Source organism: Micromonospora sp. IBSANI012 (assembly GCF_052814045.1).
In genome coordinates this window covers 1,916,970-1,943,035 of the sequence record NZ_CP199933.1, presented here as the reverse complement: position 1 = coordinate 1,943,035, position 26,066 = coordinate 1,916,970, and the positions used below count along the sequence as shown (strand labels likewise).

Below are 26,066 nucleotides of genomic sequence, written 5' to 3'. Positions count from 1 at the left end.
CGCCGGTTCGGGCATGTTCGATGACGTCAGAGCAGGGCACGACAGGGAACGGCGAGGGGAGCCCACGATGGGTCTGATGTTCCGCAAGCGCAAGAAGTACGGGCCGATCATCCTGAACTTCACCGAGAACGGCTTCTCGTCGTGGAGCATCAAGATCGGTCGCTGGTCCTGGAACTCCAAGGCCAAGGCGCACCGCGTCGACCTGCCGGGGCCGCTCTCCTGGAAGCAGGACAAGACCCGGGCGTGACGTCCCGAGGTTGAGCGGGGTGCCGGTGACTCACCGGCACCCCGCTCGACGTTCGGCGGCCCGTACCCGCGACCGGCGGCTCGGGCGGCGGCTTCGCCGTTCCGCCGCTGGCGGCGGTGTCCGGGGCGCAGAATCGCCGCATGAGCGGCGACGGGTCCTACCGGCGGGAGCTGCGGCGGGCGGTGGGCGCCTGCCTCCTGCTGGTGCTCGCCTACTTCCTGGTGCCGGTGGCGCCCGACCCGAACGGGTTCCGGCTGGCCCTGCGCTCGGCCGGCACCCTGCTGCTGGTCCTGATCGTCTCCCTGCTCGTCACCGGCCAGGTACGCCGGCAGCTCGCCGGCCGGGCACCCACCGGCGACCAGGGGATCCGCGCGCTGATCCGGCTCGGCGTCGCGCTGGTCGCGGGTGTGCTCACCTTCGCCCTCGCCGACTACGTGGTGGCGTGGAGCAGCCCCGGGCAGTTCGCCGGCCTCGAGACCCGCGTCGACGCGCTCTACTTCGCGCTGGCCACCCTGACCACCGTCGGCTACGGCGACGTGAACGCCCAGGGGCAGGTCGCCCGGGTGGTGGTCTGCGTGCAGATGGTGTTCAGCATCGGGGTGGTGGCCACCGGCGTGTCGGTGCTGGTCAAGCAGTTGACCGGGCGGCTGCGGCCGGGCCGGCGGTGATCAGCACGTCGCCGCCGAGCCGGCCGTGCTCGGGGTCGCGGCGTACCGCGCCGGAGTGCAGCAGGCTGGTGAGCGCGCCGACGGTGTCCGCGGCCCGGTAGACGGTCGCGGTGAGGGTGTGCCGGCGCAGCTCGGTGACCGTACGTGGGCCGGAGCGGGCCAGCTCGGCCAGCAGCTCGCGGCGCAGCGGCCCCGGCTCCGGGTGCAGGGCGATGTCGAGCAGCCCGCCGGCCGGGTCCTCGGGGTCGCGATAGCGCACCCCGGCGAACTCGTCGACCTCCCACAGCGCGTCCTTGAACGCCTCCAGGCTCTTCTCCAGCCCGGTGCCGAACGCGACCCGCCGGGCCGGCGACCCGCCGGCCGGCACCAGCTCGACCTCGGTGACCAGCGCAAAGCCGGCGCCGGTCAGCGCCGGCCGCAGCGACGCCGGCGCGGGAGCGGAGAGCAGCAGCTCGGCCGGGCGACCGGTCGCCGCGGCGGCCAGCAGCGCCGGCTCGGCGGCCGCGGCGTCCACCATGGTCAGCAGCGGCGCACCGGCCGCACCGGCCGCCTTGAGCACCACCGGCAGCCGGGACGCGTCTCCCGGGACCAGGTGCACGGCCACGTCGGCCGGCAGCGTCGCCTCGACCGGACCGAGCCGGGCCGGCAGGTCGGGCCCACCGCCGGCGAGCACCAGGACGGTCAGCCGCCGCCCGCGCAGCCGGTCGGCGAACTCGGCCACCACCCGCAGCGCCGCCTCGGCGGCCTCAGGATCGGCGTACGACAGGGCGAGGGTGGCCCGCCGGGAACGGTGCAGCGCCCCCGGCAACCAGTGGTCGAGCTGCCGGACGAGCAGTTCACGCAGGACGGTGTCGGTGGCCATCCTGTCGTTGTACCGTACGGCGGCCTCAGGCCGGCACGGAGATGCCCACCCCGCCCCGGGTCTGGCCGCCGTAGCGCCGCCGCTCCCGGTCGAGGTCCAGCCGGCCGATCCGCTTGCGCGCCGCCAGCGCCTCGTCGTCGAGCAGGTCGGCCGGGACGATCCAGACGATCTCGAACTCCAGGCCGTCCGGGTCCTGCCCGTAGAGGCTCTTGGTGGTGCCGTGGTCGGAGGTGCCCACCAGCGCGCCCGCGGCGGCCAGTCGCTCGGCGGTGGCGCCCAGCTCGTCGAGGGTGTCCAGCTCCCAGGCCAGGTGGTAGAGGCCGACGGTGGCGCGCCCGGCCTGCGAGCGGCCGGCCGCCGCGCCGATCTCGAACAGGCCGAGGTCGTGGTCGTTGGTGGAGTCGGGCGCCTGGAGGAACGCGGCGCCGCGGAACCCGTCCGGGGTCATCGCCACCGGCCGGAAGCCCAGCACGTCGCGGTAGAAGGCGACACTGCGGTCGAGGTTGCTGACGTAGAGGACGGCGTGGTTGAGGCGGTGGATTCCCATGCACTCCACGCTAGCGCGATTTGGTTGAGCGTTCAACCATTGCCGCTATGATGGACGCCATGACCCGGTGGCTGGACCCCGACGAGCAGCGCACCTGGCGGGCCTTCCTGACCGCCTCCCGGGCGCTGATGGACACCCTCGACCGCGAGCTGCAACGCGACGCGGGGATGCCGCACGCCTACTACGAGATCCTGGTCCGGCTCTCCGAGGCCCCCGGGCGGCAACTGCGGATGAGCGAGCTGGCCGACCTGACCGGCTCCTCGCGCAGCCGGCTCTCGCACGCCGCCGCCCGGCTCGAGGCGGCCGGGTGGCTGCGGCGCGAGGACTGCCCGACCGACCGGCGCGGCCAGGTCGCCGTCCTCACCGACGACGGCTTCGCGGCGCTCGCCGCCGCCGCGCCCGGCCACGTCGAGGGAGTACGCCGGCACCTCTTCGACGCGCTCAGCCCGGCCCAGGTCGACCAGTTGCGCCGGATCAGCGAGACGCTGGTCGCTCACCTGACCGGTTGACGACTCCGATCACCGTCGGGGCTTGTACAACCCGTGGCCGGACGAGCACGATGGGGCGTGCCCTCCGGCTTCGGTGAACTGACCCTCCAGGCGCACCACCTGGTGTCCGCCGGCGACCTGGCCGGCGCGCAGCGACTGCTCGCCGACGCGCTGACCGACGCCGACCCCCGGCCCGACCACGCCTCCCCCGAGTTGGCCGACGCCGCCGGGCTCCAGGCGCGGGTGCTGGTCGCGCTCGGCGAGCCGCACTCCGCGCGCGGCTGGGCGGCCTTCGCGTACGCGGCCGCCACCCGGCTCTACGGGCGCTCGGACGAGCGGACGATCTCGGCGGGAGCGACCCTGGCCGCCGTGCTGCACCGGGTCGGCAGCAACGCCCGCGCCGCGCGGCTCTACTCCGACGTGATCCTCGAGCTGACCGCCCACGATGGGCCGGAGTCGCTGCGGGTGCTTGCCGCGCACGCCGACCTGGCCACCGTGGAGTACGCCCGGGGCCAGTGCGCGCAGGCCCGGGAACGCCTCCAGGACGCCTGGGAGCTGCACCGCGAGGTCTACGGCGACGGCAACCCCAGCGGCATCAAGATGCTGGCCCGGCTCGGCGCGATGCAGCGCGACTGCGGCCGGTTCACCGAGGCGCACGACAACCTGGCGCTCGCCCGCGAACTGGCCCGGCAGCACCTGCCCGCCGACGACCCGCTGGCCCGGCAGGTCGCGGCTCTGGCCCGGGCGGCCGCCGACCCGGACCACGTCTGCGACGACGAGCCACCGCCGGAGCGGGACACCCCGGTGGTGCCGGCCGCCCGCACCGCCCCGGCCGACGAGGGGCCGCCCGAGCCGCCCGCCTGGCCGGTGGGGCCGGCGGCGACCGACCAGGCGTACCCGCCGACGGTGCCCGGCCAGCGATTGCCCACCGAGGACGCCGACGTCCCGGAGGCCGACGACCCGTACGCCGACTGGTGGCCGCCGGAGCCGCTCGCCGTGCCGGAGCCGGCCGCGCACGAGCCGGTCCCCCCGTCCGTGGTCGGGCTGGCCAACGGGTACGCCGAGGAGGCCGACGGGGTGCACCGGGTGGGTCAGCGCCACCCGGAGGAGTCCCGGCCGCTGCCGGTGGTGGTGCCCCGGCACCACGCGCCGCCGCCGCGCCGCAACCGGGCGACCCCGGCCGTGGTGGCCGGGCTGACCGTGGTGGTGCTGGGCACCGTCGCGGTGGTCGCCGGGGTGTCGCAGGTCGACGGCGGTGGCGACGACCCGCCGGCGCCCGCCGCCGCGCCGACCGGCGCGCCGAGCCCGACCGCGTCGTCCGCGCCGCCCAGTGCCGGGGTCGCCGCCCCGCCCGGCACCCCACCGGGTCGGGTGACCCTGCGCGACCGGCGCGACAACATCGCGCTGGACTGGGAGTACCCGGCGGGCGCGGAGGGGCCGGTGGTCATCTCCGGCGGCCGCGCCGGGCAGGACCCGCGCGCCTTCCAGGAGTTGCCCGCCGGCACGAACAGCTTCGTCGTCTACGGCCTGGACCGCACCAACGACTACTGCTTCACCGTCGCCGTGGTCTGGTCCACCGACACCGTCGCCCGCGCCGCCGAGGTATGCACCCGCCGCCGTTGACTCCCCCACCCCGCTCGATCTGGCCTGTTTCGGAGAAAGCGTGGCCATCCGGCACCGTAAAGGCACTCTTTCTCGGAAAGTGCGTCCGCGGGCGGCGCGGCGGGATGAGCCCGGTGTCGCCGTCGAGGGGCGGGCGGGCAGGGGGTGGCGGGGGTGTGACGTGGGCGCCCGCGGGGCCGGGATGCTTGGTGCGGCGGGTCGGGGCGCGGTATCTTTCTCCGTTCGGAGAAACAAAAAGGAATGGCAACCATGGCCATTCCTTCGCCTATCTTAATTGACGAGGAGACGGCTTGTCAACGCAATCCGACGGTTCCGTCGCGCAGCGGCACGACGACGAGATCGGCCCCGAGCAGGAGTACGTCTCGCTGCTCTACGGCCGGCTGGACGACATGCGTGAGCAGGCCGCCCAGCGGCTCACCGAGGAACTGCGGAACACCGGGGGCACGTTGCAGGCCCGGTCCCAGCGCGACAGCGCGGTCCAGATGTACGCCGACCAGGTCGAGCAGTTCTCCGCCGTGGAGAACGGGCTCTGCTTCGGCCGGCTCGACGACACCGACGGGGCCCGGCACTACATCGGCCGGATCGGCATCTTCGACACCACCGGCGACTACGACCCGCTGCTGATGGACTGGCGGGCCCCCGCCGCCCGGCCGTTCTACCTCGCGACCGCCGCCAACCCACAGGGCGTCAAGCGGCGCCGGCACCTGCGTACCCGGCAGCGGAAGGTGACCGGGCTCAACGACGAGGTGCTCGACCTCGCCACCGCCTCCCCCACCGCCCACGAGGAGCTGACCGGCGAGGCGTCCCTGCTCGCCGCGCTCAACGCCGGCCGGACCGGGCGGATGCGCGACATCGTGGAGACCATCCAGGCCGAGCAGGACCGGGTGATCCGGGCCGACCTGCCGGGCGTGCTGGTGGTGCAGGGCGGCCCCGGCACCGGCAAGACCGCCGTCGCGCTGCACCGCGCGGCGTACCTGCTCTACACCCACCGGCGGGAGCTCTCCAGCCGGGGCGTGCTGCTGGTCGGCCCGAACGCGACCTTCCTGCGCTACATCTCGCAGGTGCTGCCCACGCTGGCCGAGACGGGCGTGCTGCTGCGTACCCCCGGCGACCTCTTCCCCGGCGTCAGCGCGCGACGCGCCGAACCGGCCGAGACGGCGGCGCTCAAGGGGCGGACGGCGATGACCGAGGTGCTGGCCGCCGCGGTCCACGACCGGCAGTGGGTGCCCGACGAGCCGCTGGAGATCGAGATCGAGCGGGACACGGTGCGGCTCGACCCGGAGATGGTCCGCCAGGCCCGCGACCGGGCCCGCCGCTCCGGCCGCCCGCACAACCTGGCCCGCGCCGTGTTCGACGTCGAGGTCGTCCACGCGCTCGCCGCGCAGATCGCCGAGCGGATCGGCGCCGACCCGCTGGGCGGGGAGAACCTGCTGGAGGAGGCCGACCGCGCCGAGATCCGCCGGGAGCTGCGCGAGGAGCCCGGCATCCGGGCCGCGCTCGACGAGCTGTGGCCGGTGCTCACCCCGCAGCGCCTGCTCGCCGACCTGTACGCCTCGACCGACCGGATCGCCGCGGCCGCGCCGATGCTCACCGACGCCGAGCGCGCGCTGCTGCACCGGGAGCCGGGCGGCTGGACGCCGGCCGACGTGCCGCTGCTGGACGAGGCCGCCGAGCTGCTCGGCGAGGACGAGCGGGCCGCCGCCGCCCGCCGCGAGCGGATCCGCTCCTTCCAGCGCGAGTACGCCGAGGGCGTGCTGGAGATCTGGAAGGGCTCCCGCTCGATCGACGTCGAGGACGAGGCCGACGGTGGCGAGATCCTCGGCGTCACCGACCTGATCGACGCCGACCGGCTGCTGGAGCGGCAGGAGGAGGCCGACCGGCTGACCACCGCGCAGCGGGCCGCCGCCGACCGGAGCTGGGCGTTCGGGCACGTGATCATCGACGAGGCGCAGGAGCTGTCGCCGATGGCCTGGCGGCTGCTGATGCGCCGCTGCCCGAGCCGGTCGATGACGATCGTCGGTGACGTGGCGCAGACCGGCGCGCTGGCCGGCACCCCGTCCTGGGCCGACGCGCTGGAGCCGTACGTGGCCCGGCGCTGGCGGCTGGAGGAGCTGACCGTCAGCTACCGCACCCCCGCCGAGATCATGGCGGTGGCCGCCGAGGTGCTCGCCGAGATCGACCCCGCGCTGCGCCCACCCCGCTCGGTACGCGCCGGCGGCGTACCCCCGTGGGACCGCGCGGTGGACGCGGCCGGCCTGGCCGGGGAGCTGGTGGCGGTGACCGCCAGGGAGGCCGCCGGTCTGGACGACGGGCGGCTCGGGGTGATCGTGCCGGCGGGCCGGGCCGACGAGTTGGCCGCCGCGGTGGTGGCCGCGCTGCCGGAGGCGGCGGTCGGCGAGCAGCCGGAGCTGGAGAGCCGGGTGGTGGTGCTGACCGTGGGGCAGGCCAAGGGCCTGGAGTTCGACTCCGTCCTGGTGGTCGACCCGGACGCCATCGTCGCCGAGTCCCCGCGCGGGCGCAGCGACCTCTACGTGGCGCTGACCCGGGCCACCCAGCGGCTCGGTGTGCTCCGCCCCACGTCCTGACCCCTGCTCCCGGCTCCGCGGCGAGGAGCGGGCCCGATGTGGACAGCAGTGGCCTCACCCTTGCGGGTGAGGCCACTGCTGCTCTGTTCGCGATCGTCGCGGGACCGGGTCAGCCGGGATTCGCGCGATCGTTGGTGAAGTTACCCACCTGGGCGCCGGTCGACGACTGGTCGCTCGTCGAGCCACCGGCGGGCGTGCTCAGCCCGCCCGTGGTGGCGTCGCCCGTCGTGGTCGGGGCGACCGTGCCGCGGTGCCGCTCCGGCTGGCGGGCCAACCGGCGCACGCTGGCCGGGCCGGCGGTGCCGCCGGTGGTGGTGATCGCGCCCTGCCCCCGGGTCGGGCCGCCGTCGCGCAGCACGTTCGGGTCGACCGGGGCGTCGGCCGGATCGTCCGGGTCCTGCTCCTGGATCACCCGCAGCACGTCCGTCTGCGGCACGGTCACCTCGTCCAGGGCGCCCTCGCCGTAGACGCCGGCGGTGAGGCGCTCCTCGGCCAGCCGGGCGGACTCCCGCATCGTGTCGTTGTCACGCACGTCCATCACCTCGCAGATCTGGCGGTAATCCACTGCCTGCCCGGCCAGGCCGCGACCAAACCGGTCCGCGCCGGTTCACCGGCCGGCCGCCCGCCGCTCGCCTGCCGGCCGTTCCCGCTGCCCATGCTGACCGGCGGGTTGGCGGGAACCGCCCGCCCCCGTAGGAGAGACAGCGTGCGCAGAATGCGCCGTACCGCCATCGCCGCCCTGGTGGTGGCGACCGTGACGTCCGGTCTGGCCGCGCCCGCCCAGGCGCGACCGGGACCGGAGCGGACCTTCGACCTCCAGGCCCACCGCGGCGGCCTCGGACTGCGGGTGGAGAACACCCTCGCCTCGTTCGGCAACGCCCTCCAGCTCGGCGTGAACACGCTGGAACTGGACGTGCAGATCACCGAGGACGGCCAGGCCGTGGTGACCCACGACCGCAAGGTCAGCGGGGCCAAGTGCGTGGACACCGCCCCGGTACGCCCCGGGGACCCGGAGTTCCCGTACGTCGGCAAGTACGTCAACACGCTCACCCTGGCCCAGGTGCGCACCCTCGACTGCGGCTCCCGGACCCTGCCGGACAAGCCCGGCCAGCTGGCCGTGCCCGGCGCCCGGATGCCCCTGCTGCGGGAGGTCTTCGACCTGGTCAAGCGCTACCGGGCCGACGACGTGACGCTCAACGTGGAGACCAAGGTGGAGGCCGGCGCGCCCACCGAGACCGCGCCCCGCGAGCAGTTCGTCCAGGTGACCGCCCGGGAGATCCGTGCCGCCGGGCTGCTCAAGCAGGTCACCGTCCAGAGCTTCGACTGGGGCGCGCTGATGCGGATGCGCCAGGTCGAGCCGCGGCTGCCCCTGGTCGCCCTGACCAACTACGACTTCCTCCAGGTCGGCCGCCCCGGCGCGTCGCCCTGGCTCGGCGGCCTGGACATCGACGACTTCGCCGGCGACCCGATCCGGGCCGTGCGCAGCTTCGGCGCGAGCGCGTTCTCCCCGGTGCACGGCTTCCCGCAGAACGGCACCGTCACCGACCCCGGCTACCGGCCGTACGTCACGAAGGACATGGTGGAGCACGCGCACCGCAACGGCATCAAGGTGATCCCGTGGACCGTCGACGACGTGCCGACCATGGCGAAGCTGCTCGACGACGGGGTCGACGGGCTCATCACCGACTACCCGGACCGGCTCCGCGACCTGCTGGCCACCCGCGGCCGGCAACTGCCCGCGGCGTACGCCTCGCCGTTCGACATCCAGGCGCACCGCGGCGGCCGGGCCACCCGCCCGGAGAACACCCTGCCCGCCTTCGCGCACGCGCTGGAGAACCCGGCGATCTCCACCCTGGAACTGGACACCGGCGTCACCGCCGACGGGCACCTGGTGGTGCTGCACGACCGGACCGTCAACGGCTCGCACTGCGTCGACACCGCGCCGGCCCGCCCGGGTGACCCGCAGTTCCTCTACGTCGGCAAGCCGGTGCACGCGCTGACCCTGGCCCAGCTCAAGACCGTCGACTGCGGCTCGCGGACGTTGCCGGAGTTCCCGGCCCAGGTCGCCGCGCCCGGCGCCCGGATCCCCACCCTCGACGAGGTGTTCGCCCTGGTGCGCGCCAGCGGCCGCGACGACGTGCGGCTGAACGTGGAGACGAAGATCAGCCCGCTGGTCGACGACACCGAGCCGTACCCGAGCTTCACCCGCAAACTGGTCGGCGCGATTCAGCAGGCCGGCTTCACCCGCCGGACCACGATCCAGTCGTTCGACTGGCGCACCATCCGCTACGCCCACCGGCTGGACCCGCGCATCGAGACGGTCGCCCTGGTATGGCAGTACGGCCCGGCCGAGTGCGCCTCCCTCGCCGACGAGTGCTCGCTGCGCGCCGTCTACGGCGACCCGTCGGTCACGAGCCCGTGGACCGGCGGCCTGGACTGGTGGCAGCACCAGGACCTCGGCAAGCTGGTCCGCGCCTCCGGCGCGACGACGATCTCCGCCAACTGGCAGGTGCACGACCCGGGCCAGGGCACTGTCGCCTCGGCCGACTGGTACCTGCGGGAGGACCCGGCCTACTTCCACGGCCCCCGAGTGCCGGAGCTGCAGCGGCGGTACGGGCTCACGGTCGTGCCGTATACGGTCAACGACCCGGCGGTCATGCAGCGGGTGATCGACCTGGGTGTTGACGGCCTCATCACCGACGACCCGGAGCTGCTCGTCCGGGTGGCCGTGCGCAACGGCCTGCGCTGACGTACCACGCCGGTGGCGCTCTCCCCGCAGGGCGCCACCGGCGGTCACAATCCGCTGGTGAGCCGGTGTTACCTCTCGGGGGCGTCGGGTAGACCCGGGGTGCCCGCGCCATGAACGCGAACCGTGCCGTGGCCGAAACGCGGTAGCGGGGCGAGGGAGTGCAGGTACTCATCAAATCCTGAGGAGGACCAGATGAGCACGCAGGCTGCATCCACCAGGCCCATCAACCGGCCGATGCAGGAAGCGCCCAACCGGGCGGCGATGACCGAGGCTCCGACCCGTCCGATGCCGATGATGCACGACGGGCACCGCGAGCAGGCAATCCCCGCACCGGGGACGGAGACCAAGCCGTCGCTGCGTACGACGGAGTTCTGGGTGTACATCGCCGGCGTGATCGGCGTGCTGGCCGCGTCGTTCCTGGTCGGTAAGAACTCGGTCGGGGTGGACATCTTCCGCGCCCCGCAGGCCTGGTTCTTCATCACCCTGCTGACCATCGGTTACCTGGGCAGCCGGGGCCTGGCCAAGGCCGGCAGCAACTTCCGCAGCAGTGAAGAGCGCAAGGCCCGTCACTGACCCACGAGATCAACGCCGTGAGAACGATGGCCCCCGGGATGAATCCCGGGGGCCATCGTCGCGTCGGATCACTCGAAGTCGCCGCCGAAGTCGCCGCCGCCGAAGTCACCCTCGAAGGCGTCCTCGATCATCTCCCCGGCGACCAGGCCACCGGCGACGCCGAGGGCCGCCCCGGCGACCATGCCGCCCATGCCGTGACCCCGGTGGCCGTGCCCGTACCCGTGCGGGGCGCCGAAGCCGGCGGCGCGCAGGCTGCCGTAGCGGGAGGTGGTCTCGCGCAGCCAGCCGTCGACGACCTGCCCCCAGTCGACCCGGTCCGCGTCGGCGTGCGAGACGGTGTACCGGCCGAACGCGTCGTGGCCCGCGCTGAGGAAGCCACCGCGCTTGTCGCACTCGAGGATCACCTCGATGCCGTGCGGGCTGGTCACGAAGGTCAGCTCGACCTCGGTGACCGCTTGGGCGTACTGCGGCGCGGCGAAGAACTCGATCTCCTGGTAGAACGGCAGCGTCTGCTGGGTGCCGCGGAGGTGACCGCGCTCCAGGTCGGCGTGCTTGAACCGGAAGCCCAGCCGCTGGAAGGCCTCCAGGATCCGCTCGTGCACCGGCAGCGGGTGGATGTTGACCTGGTCCAGGTCGCTCTTGTCGACCGCGCGGGCGATCGCCAGCTCGGTACGCAGACCCATCGTCATCCCGCGCAGGCGCTGGCCGTAGACGTCGGTGATCGGGGCCTCCCACGGCACCGGCAGCTGGAACGGGATCGACAGCTGCTGCTTCGGCGCCAGCTGCAGCGGCCCGCTGACCGCCATCCGCTGGAACTCCATGATGCCGGCGTACTCGGTGTCGCCGCCCTCGATCTCCACCCGGGTGACCAGGCCGACGGTGATCTGCTCGATGTTCGCCGGGGCGTCGCCGCCGACGAGATTGACCTGCCCGTCGAGGGTCAGGCCCGGCCGGGTGTTCGGGTTGGCCAGGACCGTGTCGACGCTGGGCCCACCCACACCGAACGCGCTCAGCATCTTCTTGAAGACCATCGACACTCCCGCAGCACACGAAGCGCTCCGAGGTGGAGCGCGGACCGTTACCCAGGGCACCCTAATCGGAACGGCTGTGAAGTGCCTGGGAAGCGCGGGCGGACATCCCGGTCCCCACCTCGGCCGGAACCGCGGTCAGTCGGCCTCGACGACGACCAGCTCACCGACCTGCTCGCCGATCTGCCGGCGCCCCTCCGGCGGCAGCTTCGCGTCGGTGATCAGCACGTCGGCCTCCTCCAGCGGGGCGATGGTGGCGATGCCGATGGTCTCCCACTTGGTGTGGTCGGCCAGCACGACCAGCCGCCGGGCGGCGCTGATCAGCCGCCGGTTGACCGCCGCCTCCAGCAGGTTGGGCGTGGTGAAGCCGGTCCGCGGGCTCATCCCGTGCACGCCGAGGAAGAGCAGGTCGACGTTGAGGGCACTGATCGCCGCCTCGGCGACCGGGCCGGTCAGCGCGTCCGACGGGGTACGGATGCCGCCGGTGAGCACCACGGTCTGGTCGGCGCGCGGGTTCTGGTAGAGCGCGTCGGCGACCGGGATCGAGTTGGTCACCACGGTCAGCCCGCGTACGTCGGCGAGCATGGTGGCCAGCGCGGCGGTGGTCGTACCGGCGGAGAGGGCGATCGCCATGCCGGGCTCCACCATGCCGGCGGCGTGCTCGGCGATGGCCCGCTTCTCCCCCTGCTGGCGGATCGACTTGGCGGCGAAGCCGGGCTCCTCGGCCGAGCCGGGCCCGGCCAGGGTCGCCCCGCCGTGCACCTTGTCGATCAGCCCCCGCTCGGCGAGCACCTCCAGGTCCCGACGGATGGTCATGTCGGAGACCCCGAACCGGCTCACCAGGTGGCTGACCCGCACGCCGCCGCGCTGCCGGATCAGTTCCAGGATGGCGGTCTGCCGTTGCTGGGCGAGCATCGAGCCTCCTAACCGGGCGGACGCTGAAACGGTACGCAGGTCAGGCCGTCGCCGTCGGCTCGCCGAGCGGGACCGGACCGGAGTGTCCCTCCCGGACCACCGCCACCTCGCCGGCCGGCACGCGCAGCTCACCGGTGCAGCGTGCGCCGCCGAGCAGCTCGGTGCCGGTGACGTCGAGCCGGACCTCGGCGTCGGTGTGGTTGATGGCAAAGAGCCAGGACCGGTCGCCGTCGCGGCGGCGGACCACCTCGACGCCGGTCGGCGCGGCCACCGGGGGACGCGCCCCCGCCTCGGCGAGCAGCCGGGCCACCAGCCGGTCGGTGGCCGCCTCGTCCAGCCGGGTGCCGACGTACCAGGCGGTGCCCCGGCCCACCCGGTGCCGGGTGAGGGCGGCGACGCCGGGCAGCGGCCCGTCGGCGTACGAGGCGAGCACCTCGGCGCCCTCCGGGTGCAGCCACTCGGTCCACACGTCGGCGGTGGCGCCGTCGTCGAGGCGTACCCGCTCGCCCTCGCGCAGCGGGAAGAACTCCTCGGTGCGGACACCGAGCAGGTCGCGGAACGCCCCCGGGTACCCGCCGAGACGGATGTGGTCGTGCTCGTCGACGATGCCGCTGAAGTAGGTGACCAGGGCGGTGCCGCCACCGTCGACGTAGCGGCGCAGGGCCTCGGCGTCGGCGTCGCGGACCAGGTAGAGGGTCGGCACGAGGACCAGCTTGTAGCCGCTGAGGTCGGCCGAGGGGTGCACCACGTCGGCGGTGACGCCGGCCCGCCAGAGCGCGCCGTACAGCGCCCGGAGCCGGTCGACGTAGGTGACGTCGCCGCTGGGGTGCGAGTCGAGCTCGGCCCCCCACCAGGCCTCCCAGTCGAACAGGATCGCCACCTCGGCGTCGACCCGGCTGCCGCGCACCTCGGCGAGGGCCTTCAGGTCGGCGCCGAGCCGGCACACCTCGCGGAACACCTTGGTGTCCGGGCCGGCGTGCGGCACCAGCGCGGAATGGAACTTCTCCGCCCCGGCGCGGGAGGCCCGCCACTGGAAGAACAGCACCCCGTCGGCGCCGCGCGCCACGTGCGCGAGGCTGTTGCGGCGCAGCTGGCCGGGGGTCTTGGCGACGTTGCGCGGCTGCCAGTTGACCGCGCTGGTGGAGTGCTCCATCAGCAGCCACGGATCGCCACCGGCGACGCCGCGGGTGTGGTCGGCGGCGAGCGCCAGCCCGAGGTGCGACAGCGGGTCGGCGGCGGTGAGGTAGTGGTCGTTGGAGACCACGTCCACGTCGGACGCCCAGGAGTGGTAGTCCAGGTACTTGATTCCGGTGCCGATCATGAAGTTCGTGGTGACCGGCTGGCGGACCAGCCGGGCGAGCACCTCCCGCTCGGCGCGCAGCTGGGCCCGCTGCTCGTCGGAGGAGAAGCGCAGGAAGTCCAGCTGCTGGGTGGGGTTGGCGAAGGTCGGCGCGCTGCGAGGCGGGTTGATCTCGGCCCAGTCGCCGTACCGCTGGCTCCAGAAGGTGGTGCCCCAGGCGGCGTTGAGGGTGTCCAGGTCGCCGTAGCGCTCGCGCAGCCAGCGGCGGAACGCCTCGGCGCTGACGTTGCAGTAGCAGTGGACGTTGTGGCAGCCCAGCTCGTTGGAGACGTGCCACATCACCACGGCGGGGTGCTCGGCGTACCGGCCGGCGACCGCCTCGACCAGGGCGAGCGAACGCTGCCGGAAGACCGGCGAGCTGGGGCAGTACGCCTGCCGCCCGCCGGGCCACAGCACCGTGCCGTCGGCGGTGCGGGGCAACGTCTCCGGGTGCCGGTGGGCCAGCCACGGCGGCGGGCTGGCGGTGGCGGTGGCCAGGTCCACCTTGATGCCACCGTCGTGCAGGACGTCGAGGGCCCGGTCCAGCCAGCCGAACTCGTAGCGGCCGGGGGCTGGTTCGAGCAAGGCCCAGGAGAAGATGCCGACCGAGACCAGGTCGACGCCGGCGCGGCGCATCAGCGCCACGTCCTCGGCCCACACCTCCTCCGGCCACTGCTCCGGGTTGTAGTCCGCGCCGTAGAAAATGCCGTCGCCCTGCCAGGTGCCGTGCTGCCGCATGAGTGCAGAGAGTGCCCCCGATGACCGCGCAAGTCAACACTTTCCAACATCGACTCGTTTCCAACGTTTACCAACGGGATCCCTTGTCAACACTGCGGTATCGATCCCGACCAGCCCTCTTGACACGGCCGCACGGAGGGGTAGCTTCAAGCGCCATCGGCTGTTCTTGTTCGCCAATGTTGGATCTCGGTGGATCTGTGTTGGCATTCGCGGACACGCCGGCACCTCCATCACTGACAACCCTTGGGCGCCGCACCTCTTCATCCGCAGGAGGCACCATGTCCCGTCCCCGTACCGAAGCCGAGTACCTCGCCCGGCTCGTACCGCCCTCCGTCGCCGGCATCGGGCGGCGTTCACTGCTCGCCGGCGCGGGCGCGGGCGCGCTGCTCGGCACCGGCCTGCTGGCCGGCTGCGGCTCCGATTCGGACTCCGGCTCGGACAGCAAGACCGTGTCGATCGGCTCGAACCAGTCGGACCCGAAGCCGAAGGAGGTCATCGCCAAGGTGATGACCGGCTTCCAGACGGCGTCCGGCATCGAGCCGAAGGTCAACACGGTCGACCACAACACGTTCCAGGAGAACATCAACAACTACCTGCAGGGCAAGCCGGACGACGTGTTCATGTGGTTCGCCGGCTATCGGATGCGGTTCTTCGCCGCCAAGGGGCTGGCCGGCGACCTCAGCGACGTCTGGGGCAAGCTCTCCGGCTACTCCGACGCGTTCAAGAAGGCCTCCACCGGCGACGACGGCAAGCAGTACTTCGTGCCGTCGTCCTACTACCCGTGGGCGGTCTTCTACCGCAAGTCGGTCTGGCAGCAGCGCGGGTACCAGGTGCCCAAGACGCTCGACGACCTCAACGCCCTCGGCGCGCAGATGAAGAAGGACGGCCTCACCCCGATCGCCTTCGCCGACAAGGACGGCTGGCCGGCGATGGGCACCTTCGACATCCTCAACCTGCGAATCAACGGCTACCAGTTCCACGTCGACCTGATGGCCGGCAAGGAGGCCTGGACCTCCGACAAGGTGAAGAAGGTCTTCGACGCCTGGAACGGGCTGCTGCCGCTGCACCAGGCCGACAGCCTGGGCCGCACCTGGCAGGAGGCCGCCCAATCGTTGCAGCAGAAGAAGAGCGGCATGTACCTGCTCGGCCTCTTCGTCGCCCAGCAGTTCAGCAACGAAGAGCAGGACGACCTGGACTTCTTCACCTTCCCGGAGGTCGACTCGACGATCGGGGCGAAGGCCCTGGACGCGCCGATCGACGGCTACATGATGGCCCGCAAGCCGAAGTCCGAGGCGAACGCCAAGAAGCTGCTGGAGTACGTCGGCTCGAAGGCCGCCGCGGACATCACCGTGAAGAACGACCCGAGCACCCTGGTGGCCAACGGCGGCGCCGACACCAGCGGCTACACCGCGCTGCAGAAGAAGGCCGCCGAGCTGGTCGGCTCGGCCACCGAGATCGCCCAGTTCCTCGACCGCGACACCCGGCCGGACTTCGCCTCCACTGTGATCATTCCGGCGCTCCAGCAGTTCATCAAGAACCCGAAGGACATCGACGGGCTGCTGAACAGCATCGAGAACCAGAAGAAGTCGATCTTCACCAGCTGACGGCGAGAGGGGGAGGACCTCGTGTCCGACCTGCCCCTGATCCAAGCGGATCGCGCCGTGCCGTCGCCGGCCGCGACCACCTCCACGGGTGGTCGCGGCCGCCGACTACGGCTCCTGTCCCGCACCGACCGCGTGGTGATCACGCTGATGGTGCTCGTACCGCTGCTGCTCGTCGTCGCGCTGGTCTGGCTGCCGGCGCTGGCCACCGTGGCCCTCTCCGGCACCGACTGGGACGGCATCGGCCCGCTCAGCGAGATCGAGTGGGTGGGCGGTCGCAACTACTCCGACGTGGTCAACATCTACCCGCCGTTCGTGCCGGCGGTGCAGAACAACCTGCTCTGGCTGGCGGCGCTCTTCGTGGTCGCCACCCCGTTCGGGATGTTCCTCGCCGTGCTGCTGGACAAGGAGATCCGCGGCAGCCGGTTCTACCAGACCGCGCTCTACCTGCCGGTGGTGCTCTCGCTGGCGCTGATCGGCTTCGTCTGGCAGCTCATCTACTCCCGCGACCAGGGCCTGCTCAACGCCGTGCTCGGCGGCGACACCGACTGGTACGGCGACCCGAACGTCAACATCTGGGCGGTGCTGTTCGCCGCCGGCTGGCGGCACGTCGGCTACATCATGCTGCTCTACCTGGCCGGCCTGAAGGGCGTCGACCCGTCGCTGCGCGAGGCCGCCGCCGTCGACGGCGCCTCGGAGACCAGCACCTTCTTCCGGGTGGTCTTCCCGGTGATGCGGCCCATCAACATCATCGTGCTGGTGGTGACGGTGATCGAGTCGCTGCGCGCCTTCGACCTGGTCTGGGTCATCAACAAGGGCCGCAACGGGCTGGAACTGCTCTCCGCGCTGGTCACCCAGAACGTGGTGGGCGAGGCCAGCCGGATCGGCTTCGGCTCCGCGCTGGCGACGATCATGCTGGTCGTCTCCCTGATCTTCATCACCATCTACCTGGCCACCGTGATGAGGGAGGACCGGCGATGAGCGCGTCGACCATGACCCGCGAGCCGGCGGCCGGCACCCCGGCGAGGCGCCGCGCGCCGCTTCGGCCGGCCCGGGTGGCCCTGCACCTGTTCCTGGGTGCGGTGGCGATCGGGTGGCTCTTCCCGATCATCTGGGCGGTGCTCACCTCGCTCCGGTCGTACGACTACACCGCCGCGAACGGGTACGCCTCGCTCGGCGGCTGGACCTTCGACAACTACGTCACCGCCTGGCAGACCGCCGAGTTCGGCAAGCACTTCCTCAACTCGGTCTGGATCACCGTCCCGGCGGTGCTGCTGACGCTCTTCCTGGCCTCCTGCGTGGCGTTCGTGATCGCCCGGTTCAGCTGGAAACTGAACATCGTCCTGCTCGGGCTCTTCACCGCGGCCAACCTGCTGCCCCAGCAGGCGCTGCTGATCCCGCTGTTCCGGCTCTTCACCGAGGTGCCGCTGCCGGAATTCATGAGCGACTCGGAGCTGCTCTACGACAGCTACTGGGGGCTGATCCTGGTCAACGTCGCCTTCCAGTGCGGCTTCTGCGTCTTCGTGCTGAGCAACTACATGAAGGCGCTCCCCCGCGACCTGTACGAGGCGGCGATGGTCGACGGCGCGAGCGTCTGGCGGCAGTACTGGCAGGTGACCATGCCGCTGTGCCGGCCGGCCCTGGCAGCGCTGGCCACCCTGGAGGTGACCTGGATCTACAACGAGTTCTTCTGGGCCACCGTGCTGATGCGCAGCGGCGACAAGTTTCCGGTGACCAGCTCGCTGAACAACCTGCGCGGGGAGTTCTTCACCGACAACAACCTGGTCTCGGCCGGCTCGGTGCTGGTCGCCATCCCCACGTTGGTGATCTTCTTCCTGCTCCAGAAGCAGTTCGTCCGGGGGCTGACCCTCGGCGCCTCGAAGGGCTGACCTCGCCGGCCGCCCGGCCCCGTCACGGATGGTGACGGGGCTGGGCGTGCCCTGACGGAGAAATGAGCGGCCATGACGAACCCGTCCGTCATCCACCTGCGTCGGGCGGCGACCAGCCTGGTGCTGGACGCGCGTGGCCCGGGCCTGCCCCGGGTCGTGCACTGGGGTGCCGACCTGGGCCCGCTGCCCGCCGACGACCTGTCCGCGCTGGTCGACGCCACCATCCCGCCGGTGGTGCCGAGCAGCTTCGACGCGCCGACCGTGCTGTCGCTGCTGCCCGAGGCGAGTGCCGGCTGGAGCGGCCGGCCGGGACTCGCCGGCCACCGCGACGGCGCCGCCTGGTCCACCGCCTTCCGACTCGACCGGCTCGACGTCGCCGACGCGACCACGACCGCCGGCGCTGACGGGACCAGCGGGAGTGCCGCCGGCCCGGAACCGGGCCGCGTGGCCCTCGGCGGTGACCCGGTGCGCGTATCCGAAGCCAACGACGACCGGGACGGGCCCGGCGCGGCCCGGGTGACAGTGCGGGCGTCGGACCCGGCGGCGGCCCTCACCCTCACCGTCGAGATCACCCTCGACCCGACCGGCCTGCTGACCCTGCGGCACCGGCTGCGCAACGACGGCGACGCCCCCTACGAGCTGCGCGAGCTGACTCCGGTGCTGCCGGTGCCGGCGGTCGCCACCGAACTGCTCGACCTCACCGGACGCTGGTGCCGGGAACGCGCGCCGCAGCGGCACCCGTGGCCGATGGGCGCCTGGGTGCGGGAGGGCCGGCACGGGCGGACCGGGCACGACGCCACGCTGCTGCTGGTGGCCGGCACGCCCGGCTTCGGCTTCGGCCACGGCGAGGTGTGGGCGGTGCACACCGCCTGGAGCGGCGACCACGTCACCGTCGCCGAGCGCCGGCCCACCGGCGAGTCCACCCTGGGCGGTGGGGAACTCCTCGCCCCCGGCGAGATCGTGCTCGCCCCCGGCGAGGAATACCCCACTCCCCTGCTGTACGCCGTCCACTCCGGCGCCGGCCTGGACGGGCTCAGCGACGTGCTGCACCGCCACCTGCGGGCCCGGCCCGAGCACCCGGGCACGCCCCGACCGGTCACCCTGAACGTCTGGGAGGCCGTCTACTTCGACCACGACCTGGCCCGGCTCACCGCGCTGGCCGACCGGGCCGCCGAGGTGGGCGTCGAGCGGTTCGTGCTCGACGACGGCTGGTTCCGGGGCCGCCGGCACGACCGGGCCGGCCTGGGCGACTGGTACGTCGACGACGGGGTCTGGCCGGACGGGCTGCAACCGCTGATCGACCACGTGCGCGGGCACGGGATGCAGTTCGGGCTCTGGGTCGAGCCGGAGATGGTCAATCCCGACTCCGACCTGTTCCGCGCCCACCCGGACTGGGTGCTCGCCACACCGGGCCGGCTACCGCTGGAGTGGCGCCACCAGCAGGTGCTCGACCTGGCCCACCCGGCGGCGTACGAGCACCTGCTCGGCCGGCTCGACGCGCTGCTGGCCGGGCACGAGGGCATCGCGTACCTGAAGTGGGACCACAACCGCGACCTCACCGAGGCCGGACACCGCGGCCGGCCGGGGGTGCACGCGCAGACCGTGGCGGTCTACCGGCTGCTCGACGAGCTGCGCCGCCGGCACCCCGGCGTGGAGATCGAGAGCTGCTCCTCCGGCGGGGCGCGGGTCGACCTGGAGATCCTGCGCCACACCGACCGGGTCTGGGCCAGCGACTGCAACGACGCCCTGGAACGGCTCGCCATCCAACGCTGGACCGGGCTGCTGCTCCCGCCCGAGCTGGTCGGCACCCACATCGGACCGGAGCGCTCGCACACCACCCACCGGGTGCACGACCTGGGCTTCCGGGCCGTCACCGCGCTCTTCGGCCACCACGGCATCGAGTGGGACATCGGGTCGGTCGACGCCGCGCAGCGTGCCGAGCTGGCCGCCTGGGTCGCGCTGCACAAGCGGCTCCGCCCGCTGCTGCACTCCGGCCGGGTGGTCCGGGTCGACCACCCGGACCCGGCCGTGCAGGCCCACGGCGTCATCGCCCACGACGGTTCCCAGGCGGTGTACGCGGTGTCCCGGCTGACCACCTCCGCCGCGCAGGTGCCCGGGGCGGTACGCCTGCCGGGCCTGGACCCGGCCCGTCGCTACGCGGTACGCCCGCCGGCGGGCCTGCCGGAGCCGGCGGTGCTGCAGCTGACCGAGCCGGGCTGGCTGCCGAAGGGGGTCACCCTGAGCGGGGCGGTGCTGGGCACGGTCGGGGTGCAACTGCCGGCCCTGCACCCGGAACAGGCGCTGCTGCTGGAGGTCACCGCGGTCGGCTGAGAAAATTCGGAATTTCTTCCCCGACGGATGTCGAGAACCGGGGCGGCGGCTTCTACCTACGGGTGCAAGCACCGAGAATCGGTGCTCGGACGTGAGGAGCCAGCCGTGAAGTACATGCTGCTGATGCAGTTCAGCGCCGCCGGGACCGACTTCCCCTCGATCGACACCTGGTCGCGCGAGGAGATCGCCGCGCACATCGCGTTCATGCACGAGGTGAACGAGAAGCTCGCCGCCGACGGCGAGTGGGTCCAGGGCGAGGGGCTGGGCGGGCCGCAGCAGGCGCGCATCGTCCGGGCCGGCGCGGGCGGCGCGCCGGTGGTCACCGAGGGGCCCTTCGCCGAGACCAAGGAGTTCCTCGCCGGCTGGTGGATCGTCGACTGCGAGACCCCGCAGCGGGCGGTCGAGATCGCCGCGCACATCTCCACCGCGCCCGGCCCCGGCGGTCGGCCGCTCAACATGCCGATCGAGGTCCACCCGGTGATGTCGGCACCGCCGCAGGAGATGTGACGACTGGACACCCCGGACGGCACCGTCGAGGACCTGCTGCGCGAACTGGCGCCGCAGGTCCTCGGCGTGCTCGCCCGCCGCTTCGGTGACTTCGCCACCGCCGAGGACGCCGTCCAGGAGGCGCTGCTCGACGCGGCCACCCAGTGGCCCGCCGAGGGCCTGCCGGACAACCCGCGCGGCTGGCTGGTGCAGGTCGCGTACCGCCGGATGATCGAGCTGGTCCGGGCCGAGACGGCCCGGCGCGAGCGGGAGGACCGCGCCGCCCGGCGCGAGCCCGACCGGCGGCAGACGGCCCCGGCGGCGGACGAGTCGCTGGCCACCGACCGGGACGACACCCTGGTCCTGCTCTTTCTCTGCTGCCACCCCACGCTGTCGACCGCATCGGCGATCGCGCTGACGCTGCGCGCCGTCGGCGGGCTCAGCACCGCCGAGATCGCCCGGGCGTTCCTGGTGCCCGAGGCCACCATGGCCCAGCGGATCAGCCGCGCCAAGCAGCGCATCCGGGACTCCGGGGTGCCGTTCCGGCTGCCCGACCAGCGGGAGCGGCAGGAGCGGCTGGCCGCCGTGCTGCACGTGCTCTACCTGATCTTCACCGAGGGGCACACCGCCACCCTCGGCCCCGACCTGCGCCGGGTCGACCTGTCGGAGGAGGCGATCCGGCTGACCCGGGCCATGCACGCGCTGCTGCCCGACGACAGCGAGGTCGCCGGGCTGCTCGCGCTGATGCTGCTCACCGACGCCCGGGCCGACGCCCGCAGCGGCCCGTCCGGCGAGCTGATCTCGCTGGCCGACCAGGACCGGTCCCGCTGGGACGCGACCGCGATCGCCGAGGGCACCGCGCTGGTCACTCGGGCGATGACCCGGGGGCCGGTCGGGCCGTACCAGCTCCAAGCCGCCGTCGCCGCGCTGCACGACGAGGCACCGACCGCCGAGGCCACCGACTGGCCGCAGATCCTGGCCCTCTACCAGGTGCTCGAACGGCTCTCCGGCAATCCGGTGGTGGCGCTCAACCGGGCGGTGGCGACGGCCATGGTGGAGGGTCCGGAGGCCGGCCTCGCCGCGCTCGCCACCCTCGCCGCCGACCCCCGGCTGGCCGGGCACCACCGGCTCGACGCGGCCCGGGCCCACCTGTACGAGATGGCCGGGGACCGGGAACGGGCCGTCACGCACTACCGGGCGGCGGCCGGCGGCACGACCAGCCTGCCCGAGCAGCACTACCTGCGGATGCGGGCGGCCCGGCTGTCGGTGGGCGAGTAGGTGGGCACTCGTCCGAGCCGGTGTCGACCAGTGAGCATCTGCGCGTGCCCCAGGGGTTCGCGGCCCGACTTTTCCGAGGTGGCGTAATCGGTTTGTGCGGAGTGTCGAGGGCTGCTTCGCTGTTGCCCGTGACCGACCTTCGAACGCCGCGCCTGTGCCTGCACGCCATCGACACCGCAGAGGGCGAACGCATCGTCGGGCGGCGCGCCGGAGCCGGAGACGCCTGGGCCGAGGATTTTCCTTTCGACGGCGACGTCATCGGCGTCACGGCCTTTCTCGCCGCCACGGCCGCCCACGGGGACCAACTCCCTTTCGGGCACTACCGGATCACCCGGACCGCCGACGGGAAGGCCATCGGTGGCATCGGTTTCAAGGGTCGGCCGGACAACGGACGTGTCGAGGTCGGTTACGGCCTCGCCCCGTCAGCCCGTGGTCACGGCTATGCGGCGGAGGCCCTCGCCGCCCTGCTCCACATCGCGGCCGATCACGGGCTGTCCCGAGTTGTCGCCCACACCACCGGGGACAACGTCGCTTCCCGGCGGACCCTCGAACGGGCCGGGTTCCGCCACGCAGGGACCAACCGTGACCTCCACCTGTACGAGGTACTCCTCGACGCCCCCTCGCGACCGGCTCAGGCGCGGTAGCCCGATCGCCCGTCGAGGCAACGCGCAGCTCTCATCGGCTCGGTGGTCCATCGGAACCGGCTACCTCGGCGAGCCACGACCGGCTGGCCATGAAGGCTCGCAACGTCCCGGCGTCCTCGGCGGACATCAGGCGGCGTGGGATCACGGTCGCCGGCATCCGGCCGACGTACACGATCCAGAACTCAGGAGTCTCCCTCACCTGGGTGACCCCGTCCCAGGCGATGCCGCCGGACTCCGAGCCGCTGCGCATCATGATGTTGTCGTCGGTGATGTCGTAGCCGCCCTCGACGGCGTAGCGACTGGAGCGGCGCCGGGCGCGCCACTGCACCCACGGTGAGTACAGCATCGACAGCAGGCCAACCACGACCATCGCCATGCACAGCGGCGAGATCCGGTCGCCCCACGCGAACCCCCGCGAGACGGCGAAACCGATCGCACCGACCGCCGCAAGCACCGCGCCGATATAGCCGTACTTGCGCAGCCGAACACTGTTGAGCGCAGCGGCCACGCGGCCCGGGTAGGCGGGGTCTGCGGGGACGTCGAAGCGGATGTGCACGTCAGAACGATAGTGCCCCCACTCCGCTTGGGCGCACATGCACTAGCCGCCCTGTCATCGGCATGACTGCGCGACTTGCGGCAGCTCCGGACGTTCGATGAGCACGCGATCGTGGAGTGCCGCATTCCCTGCCGGTGGGTCGTCACCCAGTCTCTGCCTCGCCGTGCCAAGATCGCCCCGTGCGCGACGAGCAACGCCTACGAACCCGGACGCCTGAGTCCCGAGCCTTCGCGGAGCGCGTACAGCTCGTCATGAACCTGACCTCGCGCCTCAACGTGCTGCCGTTCGACGACCTCGACGCGCGCCGGGCGGTGCTGACCGAGATCTTCGGTCAACCGGTCCCGGACTCGCTGTCCATCCTGCCCCCGTTCCATTGCGACTACGGGCTCGGCGCATCGTTCGGAGACCGCGTGTTCATCAATCAGGGATGCTTCTTCCTCGATTACGGCGGCATCACCATCGGTGACCGCGTCCTGATCGGTCCCCGCGTGACCCTGAGCACGGCCGGACACCCCGTCGAGCTCGACGAGCGGTACGACTTCATCACGCACGCGCCCATCGTCATCGAGGATGACGTGTGGATCGGCGCCGCCGCCACGGTCACTCCTGGAGTGACGATCGGTCGGGGCTCGGTCGTCGGCGCGGGCGCCGTTGTCGCGAAGGACGTGCCGCCGCTGAGTGTGGTGACGGCAACGAGCGTTGTCGAGCGGAAGCGTCTGAAGCCGGCGTCTCCGGCAGACACCTGAGACCTGCGGCATGCCGGCGGCAGATCCTCGCCGGGGATCCGTCATCCCCACCACAAGGATGTAACGCCACCGGCGCTGAACCGGTTAAGCCCGGACCCTAGGCCCCGCCTCGCGCTCCCGTCAAGGGTGGACGCCGGGGAGCCGCCGCACCGACGTCGGGGGATCACCGCCACGGGTGACGGCCGCGCCGGAACGGGACAGGTGGGGTTGACCGGCACCGGGCGGGGTATCCCGTGACGATCGTGGGGCGGAAGGAGAAACCAGGATGGTCACCGTCGGCTACACCCTGATGTGCGAGCAGGCCGGCCCGAAGCAACTGGTCGACTACGCGGTGCGGGCGGAGGCGGCCGGCTTCGACCAGCTGGTGATCTCCGACCACTACTACCCGTGGCTGGACTCCCAGGGCCACTCCCCGTACGCCTGGTCGGTGCTCGGCGCGGTCGCGCACGCCACCAGCCGCGCCGAGCTGATGTCCTTCGTGACCTGCCCGATCCTGCGCTACCACCCGGCCGTCGTGGCGCAGAAGGCCAGCACCGTCGGCGCGCTCTCCGACGGCCGGTTCACCCTCGGCCTCGGCGCCGGCGAGAACCTCAACGAGCACGTGGTCGGCGGCTGGCCGCACGTGCAGCAGCGGCACGAGATGTTCGAGGAGGCGTTGCAGATCATCCGGCCGCTGCTCAACGGCGAGACGCTGACCTTCTCCGGCAACCACTTCGACGTCCCCGAGGCGTACCTGTGGGACCGGCCGGACCAGCCCGTCCCGATGGCCGTCGCGGCCTCCGGCCCGTCGTCGGCCGCGCTCGCCGCCGAGTACGCCGACGGCATCGTCGCCACCGAACCCGACCGCCGGATCATCCAGCTCTACGACGACGCGGGCGGCGCCGGCCAGCCCCGCTACGGCCAGGTGGCCATCTGCTACGGCCCGGACGAGGCCGAGTGCCGCAAGCTCGTGCACGACCAGTTCCGCTGGTTCGGCATGGGCTGGAAGGTCAACGCCGACCTGCCCGGGCCCGAGGCGTTCGCCGCCGCCACCCAGTACGTCCGCGAGGAGGACGTCGCCGAGGGCATCTCCTGCGGCCCCGACGTCGACCGGCACGTCGAGGCGTTCAAGCAGTTCGTCGACGCGGGCTTCACCCACGTGGCGATCGTGCAGGTGGGCGGCGAGACGCAGCCGATGTTCCTGGACTGGGCGCAGGAGGAACTGCTCCCCCGGCTACGCGAGCTGTGAGGCTGCGGCCGACCGCGCGCGGGCGCTTCGGGGCGTCCGAGCTGCGGCTCGCCCTGGCCGCACCCCGCCCGGCCGCCGGCCTCACCAGCGAGTGGCGGCTGGTGGACGGGCTGCGGACGCACACCCGCCGCTCCCGGAACCCGGGCAGCGACGCGCCGCCGGTGGTGCTGGTGCACGGGCTCGCGGTGTCCCACCGCTACCTCACCCCGCTGGCCGTCGCGCTCTCGGCCACCCATCCGGTGTACGTGCCGGACCTGCCCGGCTTCGGGCTGACCGCGCGCCCCGAGCGGGCGTACGACGTCGGCCGGCACGCCGCGTTCCTGGCGGCCTGGCTGGCCGCGTACCGGCTGCCGCCGGTCTGCCTGGTGGGGCACTCGTTCGGCGCGGAGGTCGTCGCCGCGCTGGCGGCCCGCCGGCCCGGGGCGGTCCGCGCGCTGGTGCTGGCCGGTCCGACCAGCGACCCGGCCGCCCGGTCCCGCCGGGGCCTGGTCGGCCGCTGGCTGCTGGACACCGTGGCGGAGGCGCCGCTGCAGGCACCCGTCCTGCTCCGCGACGTCTGGGACGCCCGCCCCTGGCGGGTCGCCGCCACCGTGTCGCACTCCGTCCACAACCGCGTGGAGGAGGACCTGGTCCGGGTCGCCGCGCCAACCCTGGTGCTGGCCGGCGCCCGGGACACCGTGGTGCCGCCGGCCTGGCGCGCCCAGGTGACCCGGCTGGTTCCCCACGCCCGGGCGGCGACCGTGCCCGGCGCCGCGCACAACGTGGTCACCACCGCACCCCGCCAGGTGGCCGACGCGATCCGTGCCCTGCTCGCCCCCGACCCTGACAAGGTGGATCCATGCGCATCGGAAACACGGAGATCCGACCCCTCGGCGGCGGCCTCGGCTGCCTGCTGATGATCCTTTTCTCGATCCTCGCCTCGGTCGTGCTGACGGTGCTGCTCAA

24 protein-coding genes are annotated in these 26,066 nt (G+C 72.7%); 17 read left to right on the top strand and 7 right to left on the bottom strand.

Features of this window, described 5'->3' with window-relative positions; all coding sequences use genetic code 11:
- Positions 1-67 precede the first annotated feature (67 nt).
- Positions 68-247 (top strand): DUF4236 domain-containing protein, encoded by a 180-nt coding sequence (locus ACTWM8_RS09140; RefSeq protein ID WP_088963206.1) that lies wholly within the window; start codon positions 68-70, stop codon positions 245-247.
- 140 nt (positions 248-387) lie between these two features.
- Entirely contained in the window at positions 388-915 is a 528-nt protein-coding gene (locus ACTWM8_RS09135) for a potassium channel family protein (RefSeq protein ID WP_446213410.1), read from the top strand.
- Here ACTWM8_RS09135 and ACTWM8_RS09130 read toward each other — a convergent pair.
- Together ACTWM8_RS09130 and ACTWM8_RS09125 are read right to left on the bottom strand one after the other, a co-directional pair.
- A complete protein-coding gene (locus ACTWM8_RS09130; protein ID WP_446213409.1) occupies positions 875-1,777 on the bottom strand; it encodes a hypothetical protein in 903 nt (300 codons plus the stop codon). The genes ACTWM8_RS09135 and ACTWM8_RS09130 overlap by 41 nt on opposite strands.
- Positions 1,778-1,802: 25 nt before the next feature.
- Positions 1,803-2,324: a VOC family protein gene (locus ACTWM8_RS09125; protein WP_280836263.1), complete on the bottom strand. Its 522-nt coding sequence runs from the start codon at positions 2,322-2,324 to the stop codon at positions 1,803-1,805.
- A gap of 50 nt (positions 2,325-2,374) precedes the next feature.
- On the opposite strand from ACTWM8_RS09125, the gene ACTWM8_RS09120 reads away from it, so the two are divergent.
- The 3 genes from ACTWM8_RS09120 to ACTWM8_RS09110 all read left to right on the top strand — a co-directional run bounded on the left by ACTWM8_RS09120 (position 2,375) and on the right by ACTWM8_RS09110 (position 7,020).
- Positions 2,375-2,833, top strand: coding sequence for a MarR family winged helix-turn-helix transcriptional regulator (locus tag ACTWM8_RS09120; protein WP_446214510.1), 459 nt, complete (start codon positions 2,375-2,377; stop codon positions 2,831-2,833).
- Between the two features lie 57 nt (positions 2,834-2,890).
- Positions 2,891-4,435, top strand: a complete 1,545-nt coding sequence (locus ACTWM8_RS09115) for a tetratricopeptide repeat protein (protein ID WP_446213408.1) — start codon at positions 2,891-2,893, stop codon at positions 4,433-4,435.
- Between the two features lie 290 nt (positions 4,436-4,725).
- Positions 4,726-7,020 (top strand): HelD family protein, encoded by a 2,295-nt coding sequence (locus ACTWM8_RS09110; RefSeq protein ID WP_446213407.1) that lies wholly within the window; start codon positions 4,726-4,728, stop codon positions 7,018-7,020.
- A 109-nt stretch (positions 7,021-7,129) separates the two neighbouring features.
- On the opposite strand, the gene ACTWM8_RS09105 is transcribed toward ACTWM8_RS09110, so the two are convergent.
- Positions 7,130-7,552 carry a hypothetical protein gene (locus ACTWM8_RS09105; protein WP_446213406.1) on the bottom strand — a complete coding sequence of 141 codons (423 nt, stop codon included), beginning with the start codon at positions 7,550-7,552 and terminating at the stop codon, positions 7,130-7,132.
- A gap of 183 nt (positions 7,553-7,735) precedes the next feature.
- On the opposite strand from ACTWM8_RS09105, the gene ACTWM8_RS09100 reads away from it, so the two are divergent.
- On the top strand, positions 7,736-9,769 hold the full coding sequence (locus ACTWM8_RS09100; RefSeq protein ID WP_446214509.1) for a glycerophosphodiester phosphodiesterase family protein: 2,034 nt from the start codon (positions 7,736-7,738) through the stop codon (positions 9,767-9,769).
- A gap of 192 nt (positions 9,770-9,961) precedes the next feature.
- Positions 9,962-10,342 (top strand): hypothetical protein, encoded by a 381-nt coding sequence (locus ACTWM8_RS09095; RefSeq protein WP_446213405.1) that lies wholly within the window; start codon positions 9,962-9,964, stop codon positions 10,340-10,342.
- A gap of 68 nt (positions 10,343-10,410) precedes the next feature.
- Here ACTWM8_RS09095 and ACTWM8_RS09090 read toward each other — a convergent pair whose 3' ends face one another.
- From ACTWM8_RS09090 to ACTWM8_RS09080, 3 genes are all read right to left on the bottom strand, one after another.
- Positions 10,411-11,373 carry a sporulation protein gene (locus tag ACTWM8_RS09090; RefSeq protein WP_446213404.1) on the bottom strand — a complete coding sequence of 321 codons (963 nt, stop codon included), beginning with the start codon at positions 11,371-11,373 and terminating at the stop codon, positions 10,411-10,413.
- Between the two features lie 135 nt (positions 11,374-11,508).
- Entirely contained in the window at positions 11,509-12,285 is a 777-nt protein-coding gene (locus ACTWM8_RS09085) for a DeoR/GlpR family DNA-binding transcription regulator (protein WP_446213403.1), read from the bottom strand.
- Between the two features lie 40 nt (positions 12,286-12,325).
- Positions 12,326-14,362: a beta-galactosidase gene (locus tag ACTWM8_RS09080; protein WP_446213402.1), complete on the bottom strand. Its 2,037-nt coding sequence runs from the start codon at positions 14,360-14,362 to the stop codon at positions 12,326-12,328.
- A 278-nt stretch (positions 14,363-14,640) separates the two neighbouring features.
- Here ACTWM8_RS09080 and ACTWM8_RS09075 point away from each other — a divergent pair, with 278 nt between their 5' ends.
- From ACTWM8_RS09075 to ACTWM8_RS09045, 7 genes are all read left to right on the top strand, one after another.
- Positions 14,641-15,966, top strand: a complete 1,326-nt coding sequence (locus tag ACTWM8_RS09075; RefSeq protein WP_377612660.1) for an ABC transporter substrate-binding protein — start codon at positions 14,641-14,643, stop codon at positions 15,964-15,966.
- A gap of 21 nt (positions 15,967-15,987) precedes the next feature.
- A complete protein-coding gene (locus ACTWM8_RS09070) occupies positions 15,988-16,944 on the top strand; it encodes a carbohydrate ABC transporter permease (protein WP_446213401.1) in 957 nt (318 codons plus the stop codon).
- Positions 16,941-17,852, top strand: a complete 912-nt coding sequence (locus ACTWM8_RS09065; protein ID WP_446213400.1) for a carbohydrate ABC transporter permease — start codon at positions 16,941-16,943, stop codon at positions 17,850-17,852. Before ACTWM8_RS09070 ends, ACTWM8_RS09065 begins: the two co-directional genes overlap by 4 nt.
- Before the next feature lie 72 nt (positions 17,853-17,924).
- Positions 17,925-20,183 carry an alpha-galactosidase gene (locus ACTWM8_RS09060; protein ID WP_446213399.1) on the top strand — a complete coding sequence of 753 codons (2,259 nt, stop codon included), beginning with the start codon at positions 17,925-17,927 and terminating at the stop codon, positions 20,181-20,183.
- A 114-nt stretch (positions 20,184-20,297) separates the two neighbouring features.
- Positions 20,298-20,690: a YciI family protein gene (locus ACTWM8_RS09055; RefSeq protein ID WP_446214508.1), complete on the top strand. Its 393-nt coding sequence runs from the start codon at positions 20,298-20,300 to the stop codon at positions 20,688-20,690.
- A gap of 66 nt (positions 20,691-20,756) precedes the next feature.
- Positions 20,757-21,947 carry an RNA polymerase sigma factor gene (locus tag ACTWM8_RS09050; RefSeq protein ID WP_446213398.1) on the top strand — a complete coding sequence of 397 codons (1,191 nt, stop codon included), beginning with the start codon at positions 20,757-20,759 and terminating at the stop codon, positions 21,945-21,947.
- Between the two features lie 128 nt (positions 21,948-22,075).
- Positions 22,076-22,591 (top strand): GNAT family N-acetyltransferase, encoded by a 516-nt coding sequence (locus ACTWM8_RS09045; RefSeq protein WP_446213397.1) that lies wholly within the window; start codon positions 22,076-22,078, stop codon positions 22,589-22,591.
- A 31-nt stretch (positions 22,592-22,622) separates the two neighbouring features.
- Here the strand turns inward: ACTWM8_RS09045 and ACTWM8_RS09040 are convergent, their stop codons facing one another.
- Positions 22,623-23,147, bottom strand: a complete 525-nt coding sequence (locus ACTWM8_RS09040; protein ID WP_446213396.1) for a YcxB family protein — start codon at positions 23,145-23,147, stop codon at positions 22,623-22,625.
- 179 nt (positions 23,148-23,326) lie between these two features.
- Here ACTWM8_RS09040 and ACTWM8_RS09035 point away from each other — a divergent pair, with 179 nt between their 5' ends.
- The 3 genes from ACTWM8_RS09035 (at position 23,327) to ACTWM8_RS09025 (ending at position 26,017) form a co-directional block, all read left to right on the top strand.
- Complete coding sequence (locus ACTWM8_RS09035) at positions 23,327-23,893, top strand: sugar O-acetyltransferase (RefSeq protein WP_446213395.1); 567 nt, start codon at positions 23,327-23,329, stop codon at positions 23,891-23,893.
- A gap of 265 nt (positions 23,894-24,158) precedes the next feature.
- A complete protein-coding gene (locus ACTWM8_RS09030; RefSeq protein WP_446213394.1) occupies positions 24,159-25,121 on the top strand; it encodes a TIGR03557 family F420-dependent LLM class oxidoreductase in 963 nt (320 codons plus the stop codon).
- Positions 25,118-26,017 (top strand): alpha/beta fold hydrolase, encoded by a 900-nt coding sequence (locus tag ACTWM8_RS09025; protein WP_446213393.1) that lies wholly within the window; start codon positions 25,118-25,120, stop codon positions 26,015-26,017. The genes ACTWM8_RS09030 and ACTWM8_RS09025 overlap by 4 nt, the downstream gene beginning before the upstream one ends.
- Positions 26,018-26,066: the final 49 nt, after the last annotated feature.